At 36.6% G+C, this 22,760-nt stretch carries 14 protein-coding genes and 1 pseudogene; 2 read left to right on the top strand and 13 right to left on the bottom strand.

Annotated features, from left to right (window positions below; translation table 11 throughout):
- Positions 1-44 precede the first annotated feature (44 nt).
- From gelE to IGK96_RS05705, 13 genes are all read right to left on the bottom strand, one after another.
- Positions 45-1,577 (bottom strand): gelatinase GelE, encoded by a 1,533-nt coding sequence (gelE, locus tag IGK96_RS05765; RefSeq protein ID WP_080113944.1) that lies wholly within the window; start codon positions 1,575-1,577, stop codon positions 45-47.
- 234 nt (positions 1,578-1,811) lie between these two features.
- Positions 1,812-3,155, bottom strand: a complete 1,344-nt coding sequence (fsrC, locus tag IGK96_RS05760) for a sensor histidine kinase FsrC (RefSeq protein WP_085443065.1) — start codon at positions 3,153-3,155, stop codon at positions 1,812-1,814.
- A complete protein-coding gene (gene fsrB / locus IGK96_RS05755) occupies positions 3,152-3,880 on the bottom strand; it encodes a quorum-sensing system protein FsrB (protein ID WP_085443064.1) in 729 nt (242 codons plus the stop codon). The genes fsrC and fsrB overlap by 4 nt, the downstream gene beginning before the upstream one ends.
- 88 nt (positions 3,881-3,968) lie before the next feature.
- Positions 3,969-4,700 (bottom strand): response regulator transcription factor FsrA, encoded by a 732-nt coding sequence (gene fsrA / locus IGK96_RS05750; RefSeq protein WP_078126945.1) that lies wholly within the window; start codon positions 4,698-4,700, stop codon positions 3,969-3,971.
- A 419-nt stretch (positions 4,701-5,119) separates the two neighbouring features.
- A complete protein-coding gene (locus tag IGK96_RS05745) occupies positions 5,120-7,078 on the bottom strand; it encodes an amidase domain-containing protein (protein ID WP_085443063.1) in 1,959 nt (652 codons plus the stop codon).
- A gap of 81 nt (positions 7,079-7,159) precedes the next feature.
- Complete coding sequence (locus tag IGK96_RS05740; RefSeq protein ID WP_161975119.1) at positions 7,160-12,787, bottom strand: TIM-barrel domain-containing protein; 5,628 nt, start codon at positions 12,785-12,787, stop codon at positions 7,160-7,162.
- A 503-nt stretch (positions 12,788-13,290) separates the two neighbouring features.
- Positions 13,291-13,686, bottom strand: coding sequence for a hypothetical protein (locus IGK96_RS05735; RefSeq protein ID WP_002408845.1), 396 nt, complete (start codon positions 13,684-13,686; stop codon positions 13,291-13,293).
- 47 nt (positions 13,687-13,733) lie between these two features.
- Positions 13,734-14,750: an alcohol dehydrogenase AdhP gene (gene adhP / locus IGK96_RS05730; RefSeq protein ID WP_002374623.1), complete on the bottom strand. Its 1,017-nt coding sequence runs from the start codon at positions 14,748-14,750 to the stop codon at positions 13,734-13,736.
- A 208-nt stretch (positions 14,751-14,958) separates the two neighbouring features.
- The gene (locus IGK96_RS05725; RefSeq protein WP_033625017.1) at positions 14,959-15,939 is read right to left on the bottom strand and encodes a DUF916 and DUF3324 domain-containing protein; all 981 of its coding nucleotides are present in this window, start codon (positions 15,937-15,939) and stop codon (positions 14,959-14,961) included.
- Positions 15,940-16,037: 98 nt separating this feature from the next.
- On the bottom strand, positions 16,038-16,589 hold the full coding sequence (locus IGK96_RS05720) for a hypothetical protein (RefSeq protein ID WP_002357217.1): 552 nt from the start codon (positions 16,587-16,589) through the stop codon (positions 16,038-16,040).
- A complete protein-coding gene (locus tag IGK96_RS05715) occupies positions 16,582-16,941 on the bottom strand; it encodes a hypothetical protein (RefSeq protein WP_002377171.1) in 360 nt (119 codons plus the stop codon). Before IGK96_RS05715 ends, IGK96_RS05720 begins: the two co-directional genes overlap by 8 nt.
- Positions 16,917-19,577: a bacterial Ig-like domain-containing protein gene (locus IGK96_RS05710; RefSeq protein ID WP_075578548.1), complete on the bottom strand. Its 2,661-nt coding sequence runs from the start codon at positions 19,575-19,577 to the stop codon at positions 16,917-16,919. Before IGK96_RS05710 ends, IGK96_RS05715 begins: the two co-directional genes overlap by 25 nt.
- Before the next feature lie 237 nt (positions 19,578-19,814).
- Positions 19,815-20,987 (bottom strand): IS256-like element IS256 family transposase, encoded by a 1,173-nt coding sequence (locus IGK96_RS05705; protein ID WP_000195429.1) that lies wholly within the window; start codon positions 20,985-20,987, stop codon positions 19,815-19,817.
- 149 nt (positions 20,988-21,136) lie between these two features.
- Between IGK96_RS05705 and IGK96_RS05700 the strand changes: the two are divergent.
- Together IGK96_RS05700 and IGK96_RS05695 are read left to right on the top strand one after the other, a co-directional pair.
- A pseudogene (locus IGK96_RS05700) lies at positions 21,137-21,454 on the top strand (helix-turn-helix domain-containing protein); the annotation flags it as partial.
- A 106-nt stretch (positions 21,455-21,560) separates the two neighbouring features.
- Positions 21,561-22,739 (top strand): IS256-like element ISEf1 family transposase, encoded by a 1,179-nt coding sequence (locus tag IGK96_RS05695; protein WP_000997695.1) that lies wholly within the window; start codon positions 21,561-21,563, stop codon positions 22,737-22,739.
- Positions 22,740-22,760: the final 21 nt, after the last annotated feature.

Genomic DNA, 22,760 nt, shown 5'->3' with positions numbered 1-22,760 from the left:
TTATGCCACTCCTTATCCATTTTTATTTAATTGGGGAATTTTTTTCATTCATTGACCAGAACAGATTCACTTGGTTGGTTTACCTGAATATCCTCTTTAGCTCCGATTCCAGCAGAGTTAAAGGCTGCTGACACCACTGAAGCTGCTTCATCGCCATATTGAACTTTTGCAGCAGCAAGCATCGCATCACGAGCATCACTGAATTGTGCTTTAGGTGTTAAGTAATTTACTAACGAGCTGTAGAAAATAGTCTGTGCTTTTTCAATGCCTAAGTTCTGGATAATGGTGTAACCAATCCGATTAATAATTCCACTATTATAATGAACACCGCCTTGATCATAATAAGGCGTTCCTTTATACCGTGCTCGATCGTCGTATTGAGCCATGGTTTCTGGTTGTCCGTGTTTACTTGGCGTTTGTAAATTTCGAATACCTGTTTTTCGGTCAACACTCTGAGTATCCGCACCAATTTCTGGATTAGATGCACCCGAAATAATATAACCCATCAAATCAGAATAAGATTCATTCAACGCACCTGATTGTCCTAAATATTCTAAACCGGCAGTATGTTCCGTCACACCATGTGTCATTTCATGACCAACTACATCTAAAGAGGAAGCATACGTTTTTCCTGTTGGTGTACTTGTTTCACCATAACGCATTGCTTTTCCATCCCAAAAAGCATTGTCATAAGCATCTGGATGTTGTTCATCAACAACTGACAAGATGGGCATCCCTCGATCATCAATACTGTGTCGTTGGAAATGATCTTCATAATATGTTTTCACAAATTTTCCATGCGTATAGGCGTCAACAGCATTCTGATTTAATGTCGCTAGTGATGGCGCTTGAATAATAGAATAATTATTTTTGCCATCAACTACTGCATGGTAAACCCCTGTGTTATCCGTTCCGTGTAAAGCAATTCCCGTATTGCTTTTTTCAACTGGTACATTAAACGTTACTTGAAAAGAGTTTTTTAACGTTACTTCACTACCGACATGTTCCGTTAAATCTTGTTTTTCCATAATTGTTCCATCTGTAGCGTTCACTTTATAAACCAATGATACGGGGTCACCAGTTGGTGAAGAAGTTACTCTGACTTTATAAAATAATTGCCCTTCATTATTTACACGTTTGTCAATAGCTAAAAAGACAATATCTTTAGTTTCTGGATTATCAGAAGCAATAATTTTTTTAACTCCTTCTTCACCGATTGCATCAACCGATTGAATTTTCACTACTTGATCAACTGGATTTCCTGTAACACTTGTTACTGCACCATTTCTATCTAAATGAATAATCACATTATCTGAATCAACAGTAACGCCTTCCGTTTGCTTTTCTAACTTAAGATGCTTCATCCCCCACGCATCTTCTTTTCGATCTACAACCGTATATTGTTCAGCAGCTGCCTCAGAAATTGCCTCCTTTTCCAACTTCGATAAAACTGTTGAAACTTCACTTTCTGAATAAACTTGTTCTTCTGCGGCTACAAAAAGTGAAGAAAATAGACATGAACTTCCAACAAAGATGCCTGTACCTAAAATGTATAAAATTTTATTTCCCTTCATCAAACAATTAACTCCTTCCCCAGTTTCCTTTTATTTCTTTTCCCAACAAAAGTATTGCTTTATCCTCCCTAATTTTTCCCGTTAAACGACCGCCCCTTTCCCTGCGTAAATATTTGTTGCTATTTTCATTATAGACAACTACCTAACCGGCACTATCTAAATTCCTTAATCAGCCGACATTTTTCCCTGTATTGCCCCTCATAACTCAATACCATAGCAAAAAAGTTGTTAACAAATTCATTCGTTAACAACTTTTTTACTATTATGATTTTTTTCAATAATTAAATGTTGAGTAACCGATCCTTCATTGAAGGACGTTTGCAAATCAAATTGATCTGAAAAATCAACAATTTCTTTTACATATAACAATCCCCAACCGTGCTCTTCTGGGTTACTTTTAGAACTAAATTTGGTTTTCTTCATAATTTTAAAATCAAATTCGGCTTGGACACTATTTGTTATCACAAACTCTTGTGTTTCATTTTTATTGAAAATTGAGATAGCGAACATTTTCAATTCTGATTTTGCACTGTTTTCAATCGCGTTATCTAATAGAATAGCCAACAAACGAATCACAACCACTAAGTCGATTGATGTATCAAGAATAAATACTTCTGGCACATCAACAATCACTTTTAGTTTTGCTTGCTTTGCGGTATTAATTTTCATACTTATGAGTGCCTTAAGTTCCATATTTTTCAAACGATTTAACTTCATAAGTTCAAATTCTTCATTATCAATAATTTTTTTGGTTGGTGCAATCGTTTCTTCATAAATTCTTTTGATTTCCAGAATATCTTCGTATGAAATAGCAATTTGTAAACTATACAATAAATTTTTATAATCATGACGAAACATCGCTAGCTCTTCGTTAATGGATTCTATTTTTTCAGTATAAATCGTTAAATTATTCAATAATTGAGTGTTGATACGTTGTTCTTCCAAATAAGCTTCAATGACTAAACCAATCAGAATTAAAAATAAACCTACACTTATTAATAACTCCAATTTAGAACTATTTACCGTGACAAATCCTCGCATAAAGTCAGGTGAAATCTCTGGCGAAATCAAAAACACAAAAAGTAACAACAGAATCAACAATAAAAGTAAACAACCAAAAAAAATTCGGCTATTTTCTAACACACGATTTAATCTTAAAAAAACACTATTGGGAATTTTTAAAGCAATCCAGATATTTATAAGCAACAGAAGAACATTTGAGGCAATCCATAATAATTTATTTTGATAAATCTGTTGAAAAAAAACACTTAAAATCGTTTGCTCCGTGTAATTGATAAACGAAACCATAAGCAATGTAAAAACGGATAAAAATATCGCTTTAAAAATTGAGAACCTCTTTTTGTGAATGAGTAAAAATCCTGTAAAAACAACGACTGTCAGCGCATAAATCAACCAAGAGTAGCCCAACATTAATGCCGCAAACGAACAAAGATTAATGACAATAAGCAATGAAAGTAACGGTATTTTACATTCAATCTTAATCAATGTTACTCGTAAAAAGACAAAAACGATAAAGCTAGATACAAGCAAAACGTTAGTAGCTAATAACGACAAAATCATTTTTCAATATTCTTTTTAGGTTTTTCAGTTTGTCCCATCCATTGTCCAAATATATTGGGCGAATTTTGATTTAATCTAGGCTTAGTTCCCACACCATCACTGACTTTTGCAACTCTTTTTTCAATAACATTTTTAATTATTTTTTTACCAAATTTCATAAAAACACTTCCTTCAATTAAATTTTTTGTTACAGGGAGTATCATCAGACCTTGGATGACGAGACCGTAGAGTATTACTGAAGCAATCTTTTCTTTGACAAACAGACTACATAAAATAAGTAAACACACCCTTATAAAGCTTTGCTTTTTGAGCACGTTTAAATCAGATGGTTGAACAGGTTCAATTGCTGTTCCTTGTGGCGCATACCAATAAAATAATACAACTAAGAGGCAAATCAATAGAATTTTATAAATAAACGGTAAGCTCACAGAAGAATTTTTCAATACAAATGGTATGGCGACATAGATAACAATGCTTTCTAGACGACAGAGCCATTTAGTTTTTGCATGCCAGCCACCTGCGACAGGCCGTAAAAAAATCAGTACGACGTATACAATAAAGGTTTCGCTTAACGTCCCAAATAAAACTGATAAAATCAGAATCATCAGAAAATTAAATAAGCCAGAAAAATAAACGGTTAGATAATACTTTGTCCATTGTGTTTTTCCTGATTGATCTTCCTGATCCATATCCATAATATTTTTTAGAATCCAATCGATTAGCATATCGCCCTCCTCTTCAAGTATTGCACTAAATTATAACGAATATAGCGACTAATAGATAGATAATTCCTTAATTAGTCATTATCCCTCCCTAAGTAAGAAATAGTGCCTTGACCTGAGTATAATATCTTCTTGAGACTGGTACTTCCGTTCCGTCTCTCATGGTTAAAAGATGCGTTTTATAATTTAATTTTGACGCATATTTTTTATTGATGATGATTGATTGATGGACTCTAATCAAATCTGGATGCAGTTGTTCAATTTTTGATAACGTTCCATAAAATTCTCTTTTAAAATTTTTACCAACCATTGATACACGATGATCGTATTCCGTTTGAAAGAAATAAATATCATTAATATCCATTTTTATAGAAGACGCTTTTAAGTTAATGATAATATATTCACTTTTTGTCTTTATATTTTCTTTTTGTTGAATATATGCATCGACACATGTTTCAACTTCTTTTTGGAAATCTAGAAAATCCACGTTCTTTTGAATAAATTGAAGAGCTGAAACCATATATTTGTAGGAAGTTAAAACTAATTCTGTGTGAGTAGAAATAAATACAATCAGACTTTCACTGTCTGTTTTTCTGATTTCTTTAGCAACCTCAAATCCTGCCTGGATATGATTGTTCATTTGAATATCTAGGAAAAAGATATTTAGTTGGGCGTCCTGGTGTGCCACTTGTAATAATTCATCTGAACGTGAAAATAAATGGATTGTTTCATTATAAATATTTCTTGAATGTAGGATATTTGTTAACAATGCTTCTAACGCTTTTGCTTGAATAATTTGGTCTTCTAATATATAAATAGCCATTTGTTCACTCATCCCTTTCTCAAGAAGATATAAAATTACACAACAAAAGACAAATGATTATAATGTTCAATCAATTTATACACCAATAAAAGAGATAAAAAAATTGATTGTCTGTTAGTATATTCACATAAATTTAGTATAGCGATTTCAGTAGTTTCCTGCAAACAAAAACATAAAATAACAAAGCATCAAGAAAGAGTACTTTGGACTATTCATCTTTTTCTAACGAATCATGAGGACTATTGTCTCTTCGTTGATGAAAAACAAAGAATCAACCGCCAAACTGTTCTTGTCATTTTATACATGACAAAATCAATTCATTGGTCGATTCTGGTTATTTTAATTTGTTAGTTCACACATGGATCATTGTGCTAATTTTTTACTTAAACATCCACACTTCTTCCTGTTGAATGAGTCGCTTAAGCGCCAATGTAGGTCACGCCACTACTATAAGCAATTGCATTAGGTAAGACACGATACGAAATCGTTTGATCATTGATGACATTGCTTTCAGAAATAATGATTCCATCAGAAGTGACCGCTTCAACAAAAGCAACATGTCCATATTGATTATCTGCGCCAGCAACTCCTGGTTGGAAACTAATCGCACGACCAGCTTTAGGCAATGAACTAACTTGATAGCCTAATGCACGTCCTTTTCTTCCCCAGTCACTGCCATTTCCCATAAATTCATCCAAAGAAGTGCCCAACTGTTTGAAACGATTATAGACATACCACGTACATTGGCCCACGGGATAGCTACCACTTCGATTATAATTGATCCCATCATAGACTGGAAAATGCATTTGTTGCTGTTCCGCTTCCGACAGCTTATTTTTAGATTGGATAATCAAACCGTCCACTGTTTTTGGTAAATCAAATTGCGTTAAGTTATAAACCGCAATTAACGAATTTAATTTATTATCGTATTGCTTGTCTGTTGCATATTTACCTGTTAAAAAACGCGTTGCTTGAAGGTAGTTTTTGGCTTCCGAACGCCACGCTGGTTTATAAAAATCTTGATTTCCGTCAATCCCTTGTCGGAGTAATTGAACATAATCTTGCAGTGAGTCATTATAGCCACCGTAATCGCGAAACCCAGCGGAAATTGTATAAAGTTGGCCCCTCTGATCAGCCTCTTTTGTTGAAAAGCTAACACTATTTCCTTGGAACGAACCTTTCACGCCAAAGAGATTATAATAAGGTTCTTTGGCTAGTTGACTTTCGCCAGAGCCACTTTCTAAAATAGCCTGAGCTATCATCACTGATGCAAAAACATCGTATTTTTCGCCAAGTTCTCTGGCTGTCTCACCAATTTTTTTAATAAACGCTGTGGTTTGTTCTGACTTCTGCATTTCAAATGACGCACCATATGTTGCTAAAACTTCTTTGCCATACTCCGTTAATGTGAACTCCTTGAAAGGATTAGTCACTACCAAGCGTATTTCCTCTTTTGAGTCTGGTTGTTGTTTGGCAGTATAGATATTCTCTAACTGAGCGATTACTTCTGGTTCCTCCTTAGAATCCGCTTCCGCTGCGGCAATTAAATATTTTCCTTGGCCAAGATAAACACCATTTTGAAGCGTTTTTCCTTCAGCTGTTTGCCAAAAAATCAGATCACCAGGTTCTGCCTCCTCTATAGAACGAACTTTACCAAATGTCATTTGTTCTTGCGGTGTACTGCCAATGTCTATTTTAAATAATTGTTGGTAAATTTTTTGGGCAAGGAAACTACTGGTCAATGCTTGCTCCGTCAAATTAAATTCTTTTTTTGTTTTCCCAACGTGTCTTAATGCTTCAGCCACCACGACTGCCCGTTTCTTTTCGCCAAAAGACGACAACAGTGGAAGTTCGTAGCCTTTTAAATTTGAAGAAGCTATTTCATCTACTTTGAGGGACGGATTTAACGATACAGCCTGATTTTCTTCAACAACGTTATTGGTGGCTTCAGGAACTTGAATAGGTTCTTCAGGTTCTTGCTTGGTCACAGGAACTTGTGGTGGTTGCGATTGTTCAACAGGCTGCGTGATTTCTGATGATACCGTTGGCTCTGTAGGTTCTTTTTTTGTTTCAGAACTAGTATTTGTGGTTGTCGTTTCTGTCGTTGACTGACTCGTTGATTCGGTAGTCGTATCGGTAAAACTACTTGATTCAGATGACGAACTACTAGTGGACGTTGTCGATGTAGCAACAGTTGTTTCGGTTGTTTCAATTACTTTTTCTTCCGAAGTAATTGTCGTTTCCGAGGACAGAGCTGTTTGTAGCGAGCTACTTGGTAATTCTGCAGCCAACGTAACAACTGGAGCGACTTCCAAACTCAGAAGAACGAGAATACTTGTTAAAACAAGTAGTTGATTCTTGATTTTCTTTCTTTTCATTCGTAAAAATCCTCTCCTATTACTTACTTGCGCATTTGCACACTGTTTTTGTACAAATGCGCCTTGTAAGTTAATGATACGCTAATTTTGGTCTTTTTTATTTTTGAAGAATAATTTTCCTAAACCAATACTTACTATCAATAGAAAACCACTGATTGACCAGATTGGCGAAACAACTTCATTTGCTTTTGGCAAAGTACCAGAAGTGGTGGTTTTTGTTGTCGTTCCACCTGCTGCTGTGCCCTTTCCTGGACTGGTTACACCACCAGTCCCGCTAACCGTGCCATGATTTCCATTGTTGCCTGTAGAGTTGCTACTGATTGGCTCTTCTGCCATTGCTTCAATGGCTTGTGCTAAAATACTTAAACATTTGTCCACAGCTTCTTGCGTCGCATTTGGGTCCTCAACAAGTGCTTTTGCTTGTTTAATTGCTTCAGCTAAAGCTTCTTGCGATGCTTTTGTAAATTGTTTTGCTGCTTTAGGTTTCAAGGTTTCTGCTTTTTGAAGCAGTTCTCTCAACTTTGTTTTATCCGCTTGAAGGACTTGTTCCTCTAAACTATCCAAAGCAGTTTTTACATTTTTTTCAGCAGTATCAATTTGTTCTTGCCGAGCATTTTTATCAGCTAAAATCCCTTCCGCTTGGTCAATTGCTTCAGTTAAGCGCGCTTTAGACTCGCTGGTAAATTCTTTTCCGGCAGATGGTTTGATTGCTTTTGCTTTGGCTATCATTGCCTCTAAGGCTTTTTTATCTGTAACTAACGCTTCTTCTTGTAACCCATCAATGGCACTAGTTAATTCAGCAACCGCTTCCTCAATCATTTTTTGATTAGCTGCTGGGTTTTTCAATGTGTTTTTAGCTGCTAAAAGCGCTTTTTGTAAATCTTGTAACGAGGAGGCAGTAAATTGGTGCCCTTCACTTGGAGTGACTTGCTGCGCTCGTTTGACAACTTCTTGTAATTGGTCTTTATTTACAAGGGGTACTTCTTTTAATTGAGCCATTGCAGTTTCCAATGCGTTTAGAGCCGCTGAGACTTCTTCTTTTGTCGCCGTTTCTTTCGCTACGATTGCTTCAGCCGCTTGAATTGCTTCTTGCAATTGTTTTTCTGTTTCTTTTGTAAATTGGTATCCTTCTTCCGGCTTTCTTCCTCGGGCTTGAGCGATTTTCTCTTTTAAGGTTTCCTTATCAACGGCGACGGGTTGTTCTTTTAATTGTGCAATTGCTTCACGCAATGTTTTAGTCGCTTGGTCTATTTCTTCTTGGGTAACTTTTTCTTGAGCAAATACTTTTTGAGCTGCTGCTAATGACTCTTCGAGAACTTTTTTAGTTTCTTCGGTGAATTCTTGCCCATCACTTGGTTTCTTCGTTAGCCCCTCTTGAATTGCTTTTTCTAAATCAGCTTTATTCGCTACATCAGGCATTTTTTCCAACTGTTCTACAGCCTTTTTTAGGTTTTCCACAGCAGCAGAAACGTCTGTCTGTGTGGCTTGTTCATTGGCTAGAACAGCTACTGCCTCATCTAAGACTGGTTTAAAAATTGCCCAAGTTTCAGGCGTATATTCTTTTTCGACACGTGCTTGATTTAGCGTAATTAGCGCTTGTAATAACTCTTTATCTACTAGCTCTGTGGGCTTCACTGTTACAGAAAAATCTGAAAGTGTGGCTTGTTGGAATCCTTGGCCTACTAATAAGCCTTGACTCATATCAAATTGTAATGGCTGCTCAACAGTTGTCGCACGTTTTACGCGAGTTGTTTCTTTTACTTTAACTTTAAAGGTAACTAAGTCCATTGAACCATTTAACAATTGTTTATTTCCTTGATTACTAAGAACTAAATACAGATTCTCCACATCATTTGAATGTTTCCGATATTTAGAATAATTTTCCATTTGTTTTGTATTATTCGTGGTTGCAGGCTGACCGACAAGTTCAAATTTGCTAGAATCAAAGGACATTTTTGTGCTTAACGCATTAATGTTTTTTAAGTCTTGACCTTTAAGTGTAAAGGTTAATGTATCGCCAGGAAGATAAGTATCCTTGCCATTTTCATTAACCACAGCAAGGGATAAACCGCCCGCAATTTCTTCGACATCAGGTATCTCAATCCCACCATCTAATTGTCGTAAAACATAACTGATATCATAAGCATCAATTACCCCATTTTTATTTAAATCGCCTTTTTCAACATAGCCATTAAAGTCACTGTCCACAGATTCTAAGCCTGTATAGTTTCGATAACTCATTGCATCATTTTCATCAATCGTTCCATCGTTAGTAATGTCTCCATGTAAGATTCCTTCTGTTCCTGGTTGTTTGTAAAAGAGCATCTCACGACCAGAGCCAAAATTACCCACCGATTTTAATACCTTCATTTCAACAAAACGATACGCTTGGTCCTTCGTTTCAATGGTTTTTGTCAAAGCATCTTGCTTCCAGTTAATAGGTTCTGAAAACTCTGTCCAATTAGCTCCATCTTTCGACGTCCGATACTGGAGTTGCAAAATATTTCCGTTGCCGGCATTGTCTCTTGGCAAGTATTCAATTTTATCCATTTGATACTCCGCACCAAGATCAAATTTTAAAGTCAAGAAATTCCCATCACTTGGATTAGCGATGCCAGTTGACCAGTTCGTATGCCAGCCTGTACTTAAATCTTTATCTGTTAATTTCTTCAATTCTGCACCCGGTTGTTCTGGTAAATTACTTGTTGCTTTGACTTGATTAATTGTTTCTTTATAGGGATCATCTTGTGTTTTCCCTTTAATCGGTTCACTCCATTCAGAGACCCCGTTTTTTCCAACAGCTCGAACTCGAAAAGTATGTTCGCTTAGGAAGGAAAATCCATCAAATGTTGCTGTATTCGTTTGAATATTTCCGAAAACAGTCCCGTCACGCTCTACTTCATAGCTTGTTGCCTCAGTTACTTGATCCCATTGAAGAGTCAAAGAAGATGGCGTTGTTTTTTCTTCATTGATTGCGACATTTGCCGGAATAGTTAACTGGTCATCGACCGTTGTATTTCCTCCGTCAACCGTTCCTTTATTAATGAAACCTTTGACAGTTATTTGAACATCTTTGGCGGTCACAGATTGTTTCGCTAGTTTTACTGATAACGCTGATTGGTTCAGTTTTTCTCCTGAAGCTTCAGAAAGATACTGATTCACTTGGAATTCTTTATCAAAATAATATAGATTTGTGCCAGCTAAAAATTCTTCTTTATTAGCTGCTTGTTTCAAGGTTACTTCTGTTCCCCCCACCATTGCTGTTACGCTTTCGGGCGCTTCTGAAGCTAGCAAATCAAGCGTGGTGCTTCGTTCATCAACAAAGCCACTATAACTTCCTTTTGTCGGTTCGATAGTAACGGTCAGATCCCCTTTTTCGTTTGATTTAGGGCCTTGACTATTTATTTTAGTCGTAGCTGATTGCCCAGCTTCATAACTAGTTGAAATTCCGTCATCTTCATACATATTAAAAGAAGTGGCGCCATTTGGATAAATCAAGAAAGATCGTTGATCCCGTTGGATTTCCTTTGGATTGTTGTTTGGATTCGTCATTGGGATAATACTGCCATCTTTGACGAAAACGGGCACCTTCCACAGCGGTGTTTTTACTCCATTTAAGACACGGCCACCTTGATATTTTTCGCCTGTAAATAAGTCAACCCAGACTTGTTTTTCATCTGGTAAGTAGATTCCATCACGGATTGAATTTCCTGCCTCATCTTGATTGCCATTATAAATTGGGGCAACGAGTAAATTGGGTCCCCACATATATTGGTATTGAGAATCTTTTGTATATGCTGTTCCTTCATTAGGAAATTCTAAAGCCATGGCCCGTACCATTGGTAGTCCATCAACTGATTCCTTGGCAATACTGTAGTTATAAGGCATCATCATTGATTTTAATTTTAGATACGCTCGGTTCAAATCTGTGGCTTCTTGATCAAAAGCAAATGGCGTTTTTGGATTGGAGCCCCAGCCGTCCATATTTAGCTGCACTGGTGTAAAAGTTTTCCATTGGAAATCACGTATGTTGACCTCTTTATTTTTTCCACCAAAAATTCCATCCATATCTGAACCAACATTTGGTTGGCCAGACAACGAAGTCCCGATATATGTTGGGATATGGAAGCGAATATATTCCCATTGACCACCCGTTTGATCGCCTGTCCAAATACCAGCGTGCCGTTGGGTTCCGGCCCAACCATCTAATGAGACAATCATCGGACGAACTGCGCCGTCTGTTTCTTTTACAAAAACATTTGCAGCATCTTCTACACCATTTAAGCCAAAGGAATACCCATACCCAACCCACGCCACGTCAGTTTTGAGAGCTTTAACACCAGCGACACTAACTTCTTTCGCAATATCCCGTTCTCCTTTTTTAGGATTTTTAGGATCCGCTGGATGGAGATTAGATTGGGTCCACAGCCCCACTTCAACACCATTGGCTTGAGCATACTCTGTAAATTCTTTTAAGTTTTGTACATCGCCGTCCAATGAATCTGTTTGGCCATAGCCAGCACCGTAACCGTCATTTGGCAAGAACCACCCTAACGGCATATCGTTTTTCTTATATCGATCAATAACTGCGCGTGCAGAAAATTGATAATTCTCTTTTTCTCCATTTAAAGATTCTAGCGTGCCATTTAAGTTTCCTAGATCGCCTGGTTGGTATTCTTTGTAAAAATTACCATCTTCAAACTTAACTGCTCCCGCGGTTCCTTCTGCTACTTTCACCCAATAGTCCCGATTATACGCGTTTAAATGCGCTTCATAGAACCCGTATTCTGGCATCAAAGCTGGTTTCCCGGTTAATTCATAGTAATCTTTTAAAATACCTGCTGAGGAATCATTAAAGAAATAAAAAGCATCAAAATCTGTTCCTTCGTGCGTTGTTGTGGTTGTTTGTGGATCATGACTGCCAAAATCATAGTTGCCAGGTTTCCATGTATTTCGAACAACGCCATACCCTGCAGTTGACCAATAAAATGGGTTAGGCGATGCTACTCCGCCATCTACCCAATTGTTCGTATTGACAATCTGGATAGCTGTTCCTTTATGCGTAAATCGACCATTTTGAGTTCCTCCGCCAAAATAATTTTCTTGACTACTTTGTTTTAACGTTTGTGTAGCTTTATCATTTTTAAAGGATAGCGGAGCGGTTTCTTCTAAAATAACTTGATTCTTTTTCTTGTCTAGAACCTTCATTAAAGCGCTTTCTTTTTCGAATATAATTTTTAAACCATTATTTTCTAGAATAAATTGGTTTCCTGAATCTGTGATGTTCGTTTGCTCAAAGGCTTGTGTGCCATAGTCGGCCATTGTTTTAGCCGTAATTTTCGCAACATGCTTTGGATCATTTGGCGTTGGATATTCTTCAAATTTACCAGTTGGATCTAGATGATAGCGAAAAAGATGGTCGTTTAAAATACTAATTTGTGCTTTTTTTCCAGAAGCATACGTAATGACAAAGTTTTTCTCCGCTTTTTCAATCGACACAATTGCTCCGACTGACGTTGCTGAATCAGCTACGTCTTCTTTTGCTGTTTGCTCTTGCGCATCAACCATTTGAGAATCCATCGTAACAAACGAATGGAACGCCAATACAGACGAACTCACTAATAAAAATGTCAACCAGTGCTTTTTACCGTAAATTTTTTTACCCTGATACTCTTTGTTCATTTTTTCCTCCTTAAAATTGCTCCCCATAGAATAGTTCCGACACAATTACTCACAAAATCCAAAACCCAACAAAGTTTTATCCAGATGAAAAGTCATAATGATTTTCTTAGTTTACTGAGACTGTTAGAAAGTCAGTTTCAGTAACCCCTTCCTAAACACATCCTTTCAATAAATTATTAAATGAAAACAATCCATTTTCATCTTATATAAAAAATTTAGTACAGAATCACAATTTCCAATGAATGCGTTTTCATTTGTTGACTACCAATTTTTCACTTTTTTAATAACATAATTATCGTATGATGGTTTTTTTGTGTTTGTCAACGGTTAATTATAGCAGCCACCATTAACAAGTATTAACCCTTGATAAACCTGTTCATTCACTTATAATGATGATTTTATTGCGAAAATATCCACATCAGAAAAAGAAAGACTTTTTTCAAAAATCTAATACCTGTTGCTCAAATTTAGTCTATTTAAAAATAATCAACACCCTCCTGCTCAGCAAGAGGGTGTTAATTACTCGTTTTTTAGTGATTGATTTGACTTGCTGGTGTGAAAAGCAAACTAATGATTATGCCAACTATCAGTACCGCTAGCAATATAAAAATTAACTTTCCAAACCGGTGATAGGGATTGATCGAAAGCCCAATCCCATAAACTTTCGGAACCCACAAAGGAGGCGTTGGATTATCTTTTTGATCTTTATAGGCTATCTTTAAAATCTGCCACGCAAAATACAACAATGGTAAAACCATAATTACCCCAACTATACCTAGCCATTTTGCTAATGAGTCACTAGTATGCAAAAGACTGATTGTCAGAATTGGTACAAACAAAAGAATAAAGCTAATTGTGGCTCCCACTTGTGCTTGTTTAAGCAGTCGTCTCTCACGGAGAGTAAGATTCGCAAACATTCCATCCATCCTTTCATGGTTTTCAGATTAAATCAACGAATCACTAAAAAACTAAATTAACTGCGAAAATCAATGACCATGCGCCCGCGAATTTTTCCTTGTTCCATTTCTTCAAAAATAGCATTAATTTCTTCTGGTTGGCGTGTTTGACAAACAGGAACAACTTTTCCTTCTGCACCGAATTGGAAAGCTTCGCTTAAATCTTGACGGGTTCCAACTAACGATCCGACTACGTGAATGCCATCAAGAACAAGACGTGGAATAGATAAATCCATTGTCTCAACAGGCAATCCAACGGCGACAACCGTTCCTCCCGCACGGACTGCATCGACTGCGCCATTAAATGCTGATTTAGCTACCGCAGTGACTACTGCTGCATGAACACCGCCAATTTCTTTTTGAAGTTGTGCAGCAAAATCAGGATCTTTAACTGGATTAATTAAAAGATCAGCACCCATTTCTTTCGCAAAAGTTAACTGATTATCATTCACATCAACAGCTACTACTTTGGCATTAAAGACATGCTTGGCATATTGTAAAGCTAGATTACCTAGCCCACCTAATCCTGAAATCATTAGCCATTGACCTGGACGAATCCCAGATTCTTTTATCGCTTTGTAGGTTGTTACCCCTGCACAAGTAATAGAGGAAGCTGGCTCTGATGCTAAATTTTCTGGCACTTTCACTGCATAACCGTCTGTGACGATGCATTCTTCGGCCATGGCACCATCAACTGTATATCCAGCATTTTTTACTGAACGACAAAGCGTTTCTCGACCAGAAGTACAATATTCGCAATGCCCGCAGCCTTCATAAAACCATGCAACAGATGCACGATCACCAATCTTTAAACTAGTAACGTCTTTTCCAACCTCCGTCACAATCCCAATTCCTTCGTGCCCTAAGGTACAACCGCTAACATCGCCAAAATCTGCATTCTTAACGTGTAAATCCGTATGACAGACACCACAGACTTCCATTTTCAACCGCGCTTCATTATCTTTCAATGGACGCGATTCTTTTTCAACAATTTTTGTTGTTTTTCCTTTTGCTGCGACAATTGCTTTATACATGGTTCTTTCCTCCTTGTTTCTATTGTGAATCATTGAACAATAATAGTATAATACTACTTTCCAAAATAAGGAACACCAATGACTTGCGTAAATTAACGCTAATTTGACAATTTATCCTTGCTAGACAGCTATTCTTCCCTTATGTCATAGATAATTCATACTGGCATGATTTTTTCTGCATAATTGTCAACTATTTTAAAGGCAGGTTTTACAACTTCATTTTTCCCTTCTTTTTTCCTAAGATATAGCAGACGGCACCTAAAATAACTAGAATTAAAAAGGCCATGAGGTACTTAAGCCAGTGAAGGTTTTTGACTTTATGATCAACAGAACGCTTATTATACTGATCAGCTTGCTTTTTGTTTATCGTGAAATCTTTTGAGAACGTCCAGCTCCCCTCATGGTTTTTCAACTTAATGGTATAGGTATAGTCTCCAGGTTTAAACGAATCTTTCAGTAAAATAGGTAGGTCAAACCTTGTGTTTGGTGCAAAACTAAGATTATTTTTCTTTTCGTGAATGATCGTTTTGTTTGTTCCTTTTTCTTTAACAAAAAAATCTCCTTCGACTTTTGACAATAACTTCCGCTGTGGATTTTTAATTTCCATCGAAACAGTATTGTGACGGTTAATTTGCCCAATTTTAACAGAACCACTTTCCAATTTTGCAGGTATGGTCTCTGCTGTTTCATTCACCCGAATAGCAATCGTATGCATATAAACATTTTGAATCCCACCCTTGCTTTGGTCCCCAGCTATCTCTACAGGTCGAATCGTCACTCCACCTAATAAAATTCCTGAGAATAACTTTTCTGGCATCGTTATTTGAAAATCAATCGTTTGTGATTGTTTACCAGGAACACTAATGTCCTTCCTATTGGGACTAATCAAATCACTAAGTACCAAACTCATCGATAGATCTTTTTCAAAGCTACTTTTTGTATAGTCAACTATCCCATTACTATTTGTTGTTGCTGTATTTACCTGAACTTTAAATTTTTGAGGGTTCGGCGTAGTATTGGTTATCGTTAATTTGAATGTATCTTTTTGTTTCGGAGTTAATGTCATATCAAAAAAATTACTGGTTTTGTTATTTTGAGTTGCTCCGAAAACGGGTGTGACTGTATACGCATTCGCATTGTCAATTGTTGCTGAACTATTGGTATTAGACGGCTCTGCCCAGGCACGCATCGCTCCACCTAAACAGAGAATAGTCAATATAAAAAGTATCTTTAAAATTCTTTTCAATTTATCTGCCTCGTTTTCTTACATCGTTTTATGTTAAATTCTTAGGCGGGTGCTCCATCGATGGCATTCCAGACGATGGTTCCAGAGTAGGTATTTGCAGCAATACTTTTAGGTATATTTAACGTTGCATTTAAATCGGCTGTCGTGACAGTGTCTGATAAACGGATATCACTTTTATCTAGCGAAATAATGGTTGAAGCATCTGTGGTTAAATCAACGCCCGTAAAGGTACCTTTTTCAGAAGATCCGTCAGGTTTTTTAGTGTCTAAATGAAGTGTCATTCCGTCTAAGCCAGTGACACCTTTTCCTTTATCTTCTAAATTCGCTGTCAGATACCAACCTGTATTCGTTGTCCCACGATTATCATTAATGATAAGTTGCGACTTGCTTTGATCTGGTTGCGTATGATCTTGGCCGTCTTTTGTCACCGTCCCAAAGTTAATTTGTGCTAATGGTGTAATGGTTAATCCGCCACCCAAAACCGACACATTCGCTGTGGTATTGGTATTATCAGCCGCATTCACAGTTTGTTGTCCAATTAAAAAGATTCCCGTTCCTAAAGTGACAGTTAAACCAATTATTTTTTTATTCATTATTTTTCCTCTTTTCTTTATAAAGTCCGACGATTAATGTACCTCCGAGTACCACGATTCCTAAAATCGTCTCTTGAGACGTAATCTCGTTTGTTTTTGGTAAAAAATTAGGTTGTCCTCGTGAAGTTGGCATATCGTTAGTCTGAGGTATAAGCTCATTGGGATGTGGAACAATATCCTCACTCTCTTTCACTATTACCATGACTTTTGTGCCAGCTTGTGCGTCAGTTGTCTTGTCTTCAGCTTGTGCTTGAATTGGCAAACCAAGAATAAAGGCAACAAACAATAAATCATAGATAAACCATTTCACAGCTATTCCCTCTTCCCTTACGGTGTTGCTTCTAAGTTCCAAATTAACTGAGCTTCATATTTATCAGCAGGTGTGACTTTTGAAATAGTTAATGTGGGCAATAATTGTAATTTCGTCAAAACTTTTTTATTTTTGATAGATTGGTTACTTACATCAGCTACTAATTGTTGCTCATCGTTAACCATAATATTTTGCTCAGTTGTTACATAATCGACTGACTTTGGATTTAGCGTGAGATCAAGCCCTGCGTCTTTCCACGCTTGTGTTTTCTGATCATTTAAATTATAGGCTACTTCAAGCTGCCAGCCAGTTGTCCGATTAGGATCCCCCGTATCTTCAATGTTCATCTCACAACTTTTTAATGTCTGTGTTTGATCTTGGCCATTAAATTTTACGTTCTCAAAAGGCATTAGTTGTTCAGATAAGTGATAAAAGTCTAGACGATTAGAGTAATAGTAGGTCCAATCAACGGTAATATTTTCACTAAAACCTACTATTTTAGAGATATCATAAGTAATTCTATAAATGCCCGCTACTTCATCGTTTACCTGCTTAGGCGTATAGCGAATCGTTATCTTACTATAAGGAATGGACTGTCCATCATTATCTGTTGCACTATCAAAAAGACGTTTTGGATCGAAGGGCGTCCCTACAGAAAAGCTGCCGTTATGTGCACCAATATGAGCTGAAGAGGGAATGACTTCTAGTGCAGTCTGCGCCTCTAATCCTAGGTAGTTATAATCAATTTCATATTTACCAACCACTTTTGTATCCACCGCATCTACTGGGACCTTTTGCTCTCCGTCCAGTTTATATATGGTGACACTTACGTCTCGAAAATCACCTTTTTTACCATCTGGTGTTTGTAGGATAGTCACTTCACTTTCTGGTTGCCATTGAGTATATTGATAAACCGTATCTTGAGATTTAACTTTAATTTGCGCTTGATCAATGTGCACAGCTAAACTTTTCTCATTTGAGTAGCTTTTAGATGTATCATCAACATCAAGAATTCTAAATGTTAATGTGTAATCTCCTGAAGTTGGTAAAGCATCTGCTAAACAGTTAAAACTAACGCAATCATCTGTGACTGGTAAATTTTTTAAATCTTGCTCCCCAATTTTATGAAAATCAGTTTGGGCAGCACCTGAAATTTTTTCTTCAATCTGAACTTTTCTAGTTGTCGGAGCCTTAACGGTTAGTTCTACTGGTATCTTTTGTTGCGGATGAAATGTTGTTTGACCTTTAACAAAAGCTGCCTTTTCTAAACTTGGCACTTGGTATGGATCTATTGTGACGCGCATATATGTTTTATCTGTGGGCTCTGAAGAATCCGTTCCTGGCGGATTGACTAACGGCAGCCCACAACCATCTTTGCCACTAAATAAATAGGTTGTTAACCCGTTTTGTTGTTGTGAAGAGACATTCACATTGGCCTTAGGATCAACTGTGTGAGTATGAAAATTAACTACGCGCGCAAACCGTTGAGCAACATACCCATCTGTCCAATTAAGCGGATTGTCTTGTCTTTGGTTCATCGTAAACTTTGGTGATAAAAAATCCCCTGGTAACATCGTTTTGCTTTCAGGTATTTCAGGATATTTAGAGGCATCTTGGGTATTGTAATTGGATAATGGATTGTCTTTATCGCCGCTGTCCCATGGCGAGATATAAGAAGACCAAGTAGCCACTTTCCCAGTGATTCCAGTGATAATTTGATGATTCAAATTATTTGGATCTTGCTTTGCTGCTGCCGCTAAACTTGTCGCACGTAACCACATATCCGAACTAAACAATAGCCAATTATGATTAACCGTATTCGTTGTATCTGATTCGTAAGTTCGACCAAAAAAATCTGCCGACAACGAAAATTGATCACTTTCAGTACCATCTGACAAAACATTTGATACTGGTAAGCGATGTTTCGTTAAATTTTTATTGAGGGAATAATCCTTTGAATCGCCATCCTTCATTAAAGTAGCAACATCTAAATCAAAATGAAGTTCAAATTTTATGGCCGATTTGTCAGGTTCATGTCGCCAAATTTCATAAAGTTTAGTAAAAGAAAAATTAATAGTGTCCCCCCGTTCACAAAACATCACCTGATGCTCAGTATCAATTCCGCTATAATCTTGATCAGGATCACCCCATCCCGGTGAACCATCTTCTGAAGAACCGTTAAACGTCCGCATTCCTTTTGTGTTAACAATTGGTATTTGTGTGTTTTTTTGTCCACTAATTGAATAAAAATTTTCTGGATTATCCGCAAAAGCCTTGTCATAAGCCGCTTTAAAATTATCTGCACTTATATTTTCTGGCAAATGAAACATCAGTCCATATTGCATTCCTACAGTACCAAAAGAAAGAAACTTCAATGCTTCTGTATGAGAAGTGTCCACTGTTCCGTATAATTTTACGTGTAATTTTCCTCCAAATGATCCATCAGGACCACCACCACCGTCATGGCTTATCTCCATTCCATAAGGTAAATCAGTTCTCAAATCAATGGCTATCCCTCCCGCTTGATAGAGCGAAGCTGCCTCGCATTCTTGAAAATGCACGCTCAAAAAACAAGAAATCGATACCAATAGTAGACAAGAGTAAAAGAAATAAGCAATGCTTTTTTTTCTTTTGTAGGTTGGCATTTTCATTTTTAATTGTTCGTTGATTTTTTTCATTGCTTACTCACCTTGACCTTTTTTGGAATTAGAAACTAAATAATAATTATTCTAACTACTGCTAGCTTATCAACATTGAAATTGCTTTGCCACACACAATTAATGTATAAGGCTGTACATTAATTGTGATGGCCGCTTCTTATTGCGCTTGTGTTAACATATCAATACAAAAATTTAAAGAAAGTAGAGTCAAGTCCAGACTCCTGTGTAAAATGCTATACAATGTTTTTACCATTTCTACTTATCAAAATTGATGTATTTTCTTGAAGAATAAATCCATTCATCATGTAGGTCCATAAGAACGGCTCCAATTAAGCGATTGGCTGATGTTTGATTGGGGAAGATGCGAATAATCTTTTCTCTTCTGCGTACTTCTTGATTCAGTCGTTCAATTAGATTGGTACTCTTTAGTCGATTGTGGGAATTTCCTTGTACGGTATATTGAAAGGCGTCTTCGAATCCATCATCCAATGATGCGCAAGCTTTTGAATATTTTGGTTGATCGATATAATCATGAATCAATCGATTTTTAGCCTCACGCGCTAAGTTAATATCTGTGAACTTAAAAATTCCTTTAACAGCTTCTCTGAAAGATTTTGAATTTTTTTTAGGAATGGTGGTAAAGATATTTCTTAGGAAGTGAACTTGGCATCTTTGCCAACTTACGTTGGTGAAGGATTTTCTAATGGCAGAGACTAATCCTTTGTGCGCATCAGAAATAACGAGTTCCGTACCTTGTAAACCGCGTTCTTTTAGGTATTCAAAAAATGTTGTCCAGGTCTCTTCGCTTTCGCCACTTTGAATCATGAAGCCGATAATTTCACGGTCGCCATCTTTGGTTATTCCAATCGCTATATGACAGCTTTTTGAGAGTACTCGATTTTCTTCTCGTACTTTTATATAGAGTACATCGGTCATTAAGTAAGGATAATTTTTTTCTGATAATAAACGATTCTGCCACTCGTTAACCATAGGTTCTAGCTGTTCTGTTAAGCTAGAAACGAAGGACTTAGAGACGGATTTACCACAAAGTTCTTCCACAATTTTTGATACTTTACGAGTTGAAACGCCTGATACATACATTTCCAACATTGAAGCCATGAGGGCTTTTTCGTTTCGTTGATAACGTTCAAACACTGTGGGTGAAAAATGGCCATCACGTGTTCTGGGTACTTTTAATTCTAGCGTGCCTACACGTGTCGTAAAGCTGCGCTCATAATAGCCATTTCGTTGACTTTGTCGGTTTTCTGTTCGTTCATATTCTTTTGCTTGAATATATTCTGTTCGTTGATTTTCCATTAGTTGATTAAATACCGTTGTTAAAATATTTTTAGAAACGTCATCCTTTACAGAATATTCAATAATGCTTTGAATCTCTTCGCTTTTCAGTGTAAAATGTACTTGGGTCATGTAAAAGTCCTCCTGGGTATGTTTTTGTCGTTAAAAACATTGTACCGTAAAAGGACTGTTATATGGCCTTTTTACTTTTACACAATTATACGGACTTTATCGAAAGTAGACTACAATGAACCTAAATTTTACTTTTGGAGGTCCATAACATGTTTCCATCCTACCTAACGAATGAGCTAGAAATTTTATTTTATATAGTGAAGCGAGCTCATACGTCATTAAATGAAATTTCTTCCAATTTAAAAATTTCAAAAAGAACGGTCAAAGAAAATCTGATAAAAATAAATCAAGAATTCGAGGATACTTATCAAATCCAACATTTTATTGTCTCTAACAATAATGGCATTGTTTGTGTAAATCCAGCGTACCGAAAAAGCGCGGTCGAATACGCCTACACGTTAAAACTTAATCTTTTAAAAAACAATGTACAATTTAATTATTGCGTACAATTGGTCACACATTCTTCGAGAGTGTAAAATATTTTGTGTAAATGAAAAAATCCATACAAAAAAGGAAGTCGCTTCTGTAGAATAAAGTTAACGACAACCAATTCACAGAAAAGAGGACTTCCCTATGAATGATTTTACTACAGAAATTGTGCAAACTCTAGTCACTAAAGGCGATTTAAATGAATTATTCCGTTCGCACTTAGAAAAAGCGATAAACACACTCCTACGGACTGAATTAACGGCTTTTTTAGATTACGAAAAATATGATCGCACTGGTTTTAATTCAGGTAATTCGAGAAACGGTTCTTACTTTCGATCAATCAAAACCGAATATGGTGAATTAACATTGGAAATACCTAGAGATCGTAATGGTGAGTTTAAACAACAAACTTTACCAGCCTACAAAAGAACAAACGATACATTGGAAACCACTATTATCCATTTATTCGAAAAAGGTGTTACGATGTCTGAAATTGCTGATTTGATCGAAAAAATGTACGGTCATCACTATACTCCACAAACCATGTCCAACATGACTAAAGTTCTGACTGAAGAAGTAAATGCCTTTAAATCCAGAGCCTTAAATGATAAGTATGTCGCTATTTTTATGGACGCTACTTACATTCCACTAAAACGTCAAACCGTATCCAAAGAAGCGATTTATATTGCCATTGGTATACGAGAAGACGGCACTAAAGAAGTACTGAGTTATGCGATTGCTCCAACTGAATCAACATACGTTTGGAATGAGCTGCTACAGGATATTAACTCCAGAGGAGTTCAAGAAGTCTTGCTTTTTATTACGGACGGCTTAAAAGGCATGAAAGATACTATCCATCAAATTTATCCTAAAGCAAAATATCAGCATTGTTGTATCCATGTATCTCGTAATATCGCTCATAAAGTACGTGTCAAAGACCGAAAAGAAATCTGTGATGACTTTAAGGCTGTTTATCAAGCTAACTCAAAAGAAGAAGCGAATACCTTCTTATCCGGCATGATTGAGAAATGGAAGAAAAACTATCCTAAAGTGACGCAGTCACTCATAGAAAACCAAGACTTATTAACTTTTTATGATTTTCCACCTAGCATTCGTAGAACCATTTACTCAACCAATCTAATCGAGTCTTTCAATAAGCAAATTAAAAGATACAGCCGTAGAAAAGAGCAGTTTCAAAATGAAGAATCACTAGAACGCTTTCTAGTCAGCATTTTTGATACATACAATCAAAAATTTCTAAACAGAAGCCATAAAGGTTTTCAACAGGTAACCGATACATTAGTTTCAATGTTTACTGAGTAACTAATTATTTTGCAGGAGGAC

Origin of the sequence: Enterococcus sp. DIV0682 (assembly GCF_051712685.1) — a bacterium.
GTDB classification, from domain to species: Bacteria; Bacillota; Bacilli; order Lactobacillales; family Enterococcaceae; genus Enterococcus; species Enterococcus faecalis.
This window is presented reverse-complemented; position numbering and strand designations above follow the sequence as displayed.

Bases quoted from the DNA above. Each gene is read 5' to 3' on its own strand.
- fsrC (WP_085443065.1), bottom strand. From the start codon at position 3,155: ATGATTTTGTCGTTATTAGCTACTAACGTTTTGCTTGTATCTAGCTTT.
- fsrB (WP_085443064.1), bottom strand. From the start codon at position 3,880: ATGCTAATCGATTGGATTCTAAAAAATATTATGGATATGGATCAGGAA.
- fsrA (WP_078126945.1), bottom strand. From the start codon at position 4,700: ATGGCTATTTATATATTAGAAGACCAAATTATTCAAGCAAAAGCGTTA.
- IGK96_RS05745 (WP_085443063.1), bottom strand. From the start codon at position 7,078: ATGAAAAGAAAGAAAATCAAGAATCAACTACTTGTTTTAACAAGTATT.
- IGK96_RS05740 (WP_161975119.1), bottom strand. From the start codon at position 12,787: ATGGGGAGCAATTTTAAGGAGGAAAAAATGAACAAAGAGTATCAGGGT.
- IGK96_RS05735 (WP_002408845.1), bottom strand. From the start codon at position 13,686: ATGGATGGAATGTTTGCGAATCTTACTCTCCGTGAGAGACGACTGCTT.
- adhP (WP_002374623.1), bottom strand. From the start codon at position 14,750: ATGTATAAAGCAATTGTCGCAGCAAAAGGAAAAACAACAAAAATTGTT.
- IGK96_RS05725 (WP_033625017.1), bottom strand. From the start codon at position 15,939: ATGCGTGCCTGGGCAGAGCCGTCTAATACCAATAGTTCAGCAACAATT.
- IGK96_RS05720 (WP_002357217.1), bottom strand. From the start codon at position 16,589: ATGAATAAAAAAATAATTGGTTTAACTGTCACTTTAGGAACGGGAATC.
- IGK96_RS05710 (WP_075578548.1), bottom strand. From the start codon at position 19,577: ATGAAAAAAATCAACGAACAATTAAAAATGAAAATGCCAACCTACAAA.
- IGK96_RS05705 (WP_000195429.1), bottom strand. From the start codon at position 20,987: ATGACCCAAGTACATTTTACACTGAAAAGCGAAGAGATTCAAAGCATT.
- IGK96_RS05695 (WP_000997695.1), top strand. From the start codon at position 21,561: ATGAATGATTTTACTACAGAAATTGTGCAAACTCTAGTCACTAAAGGC.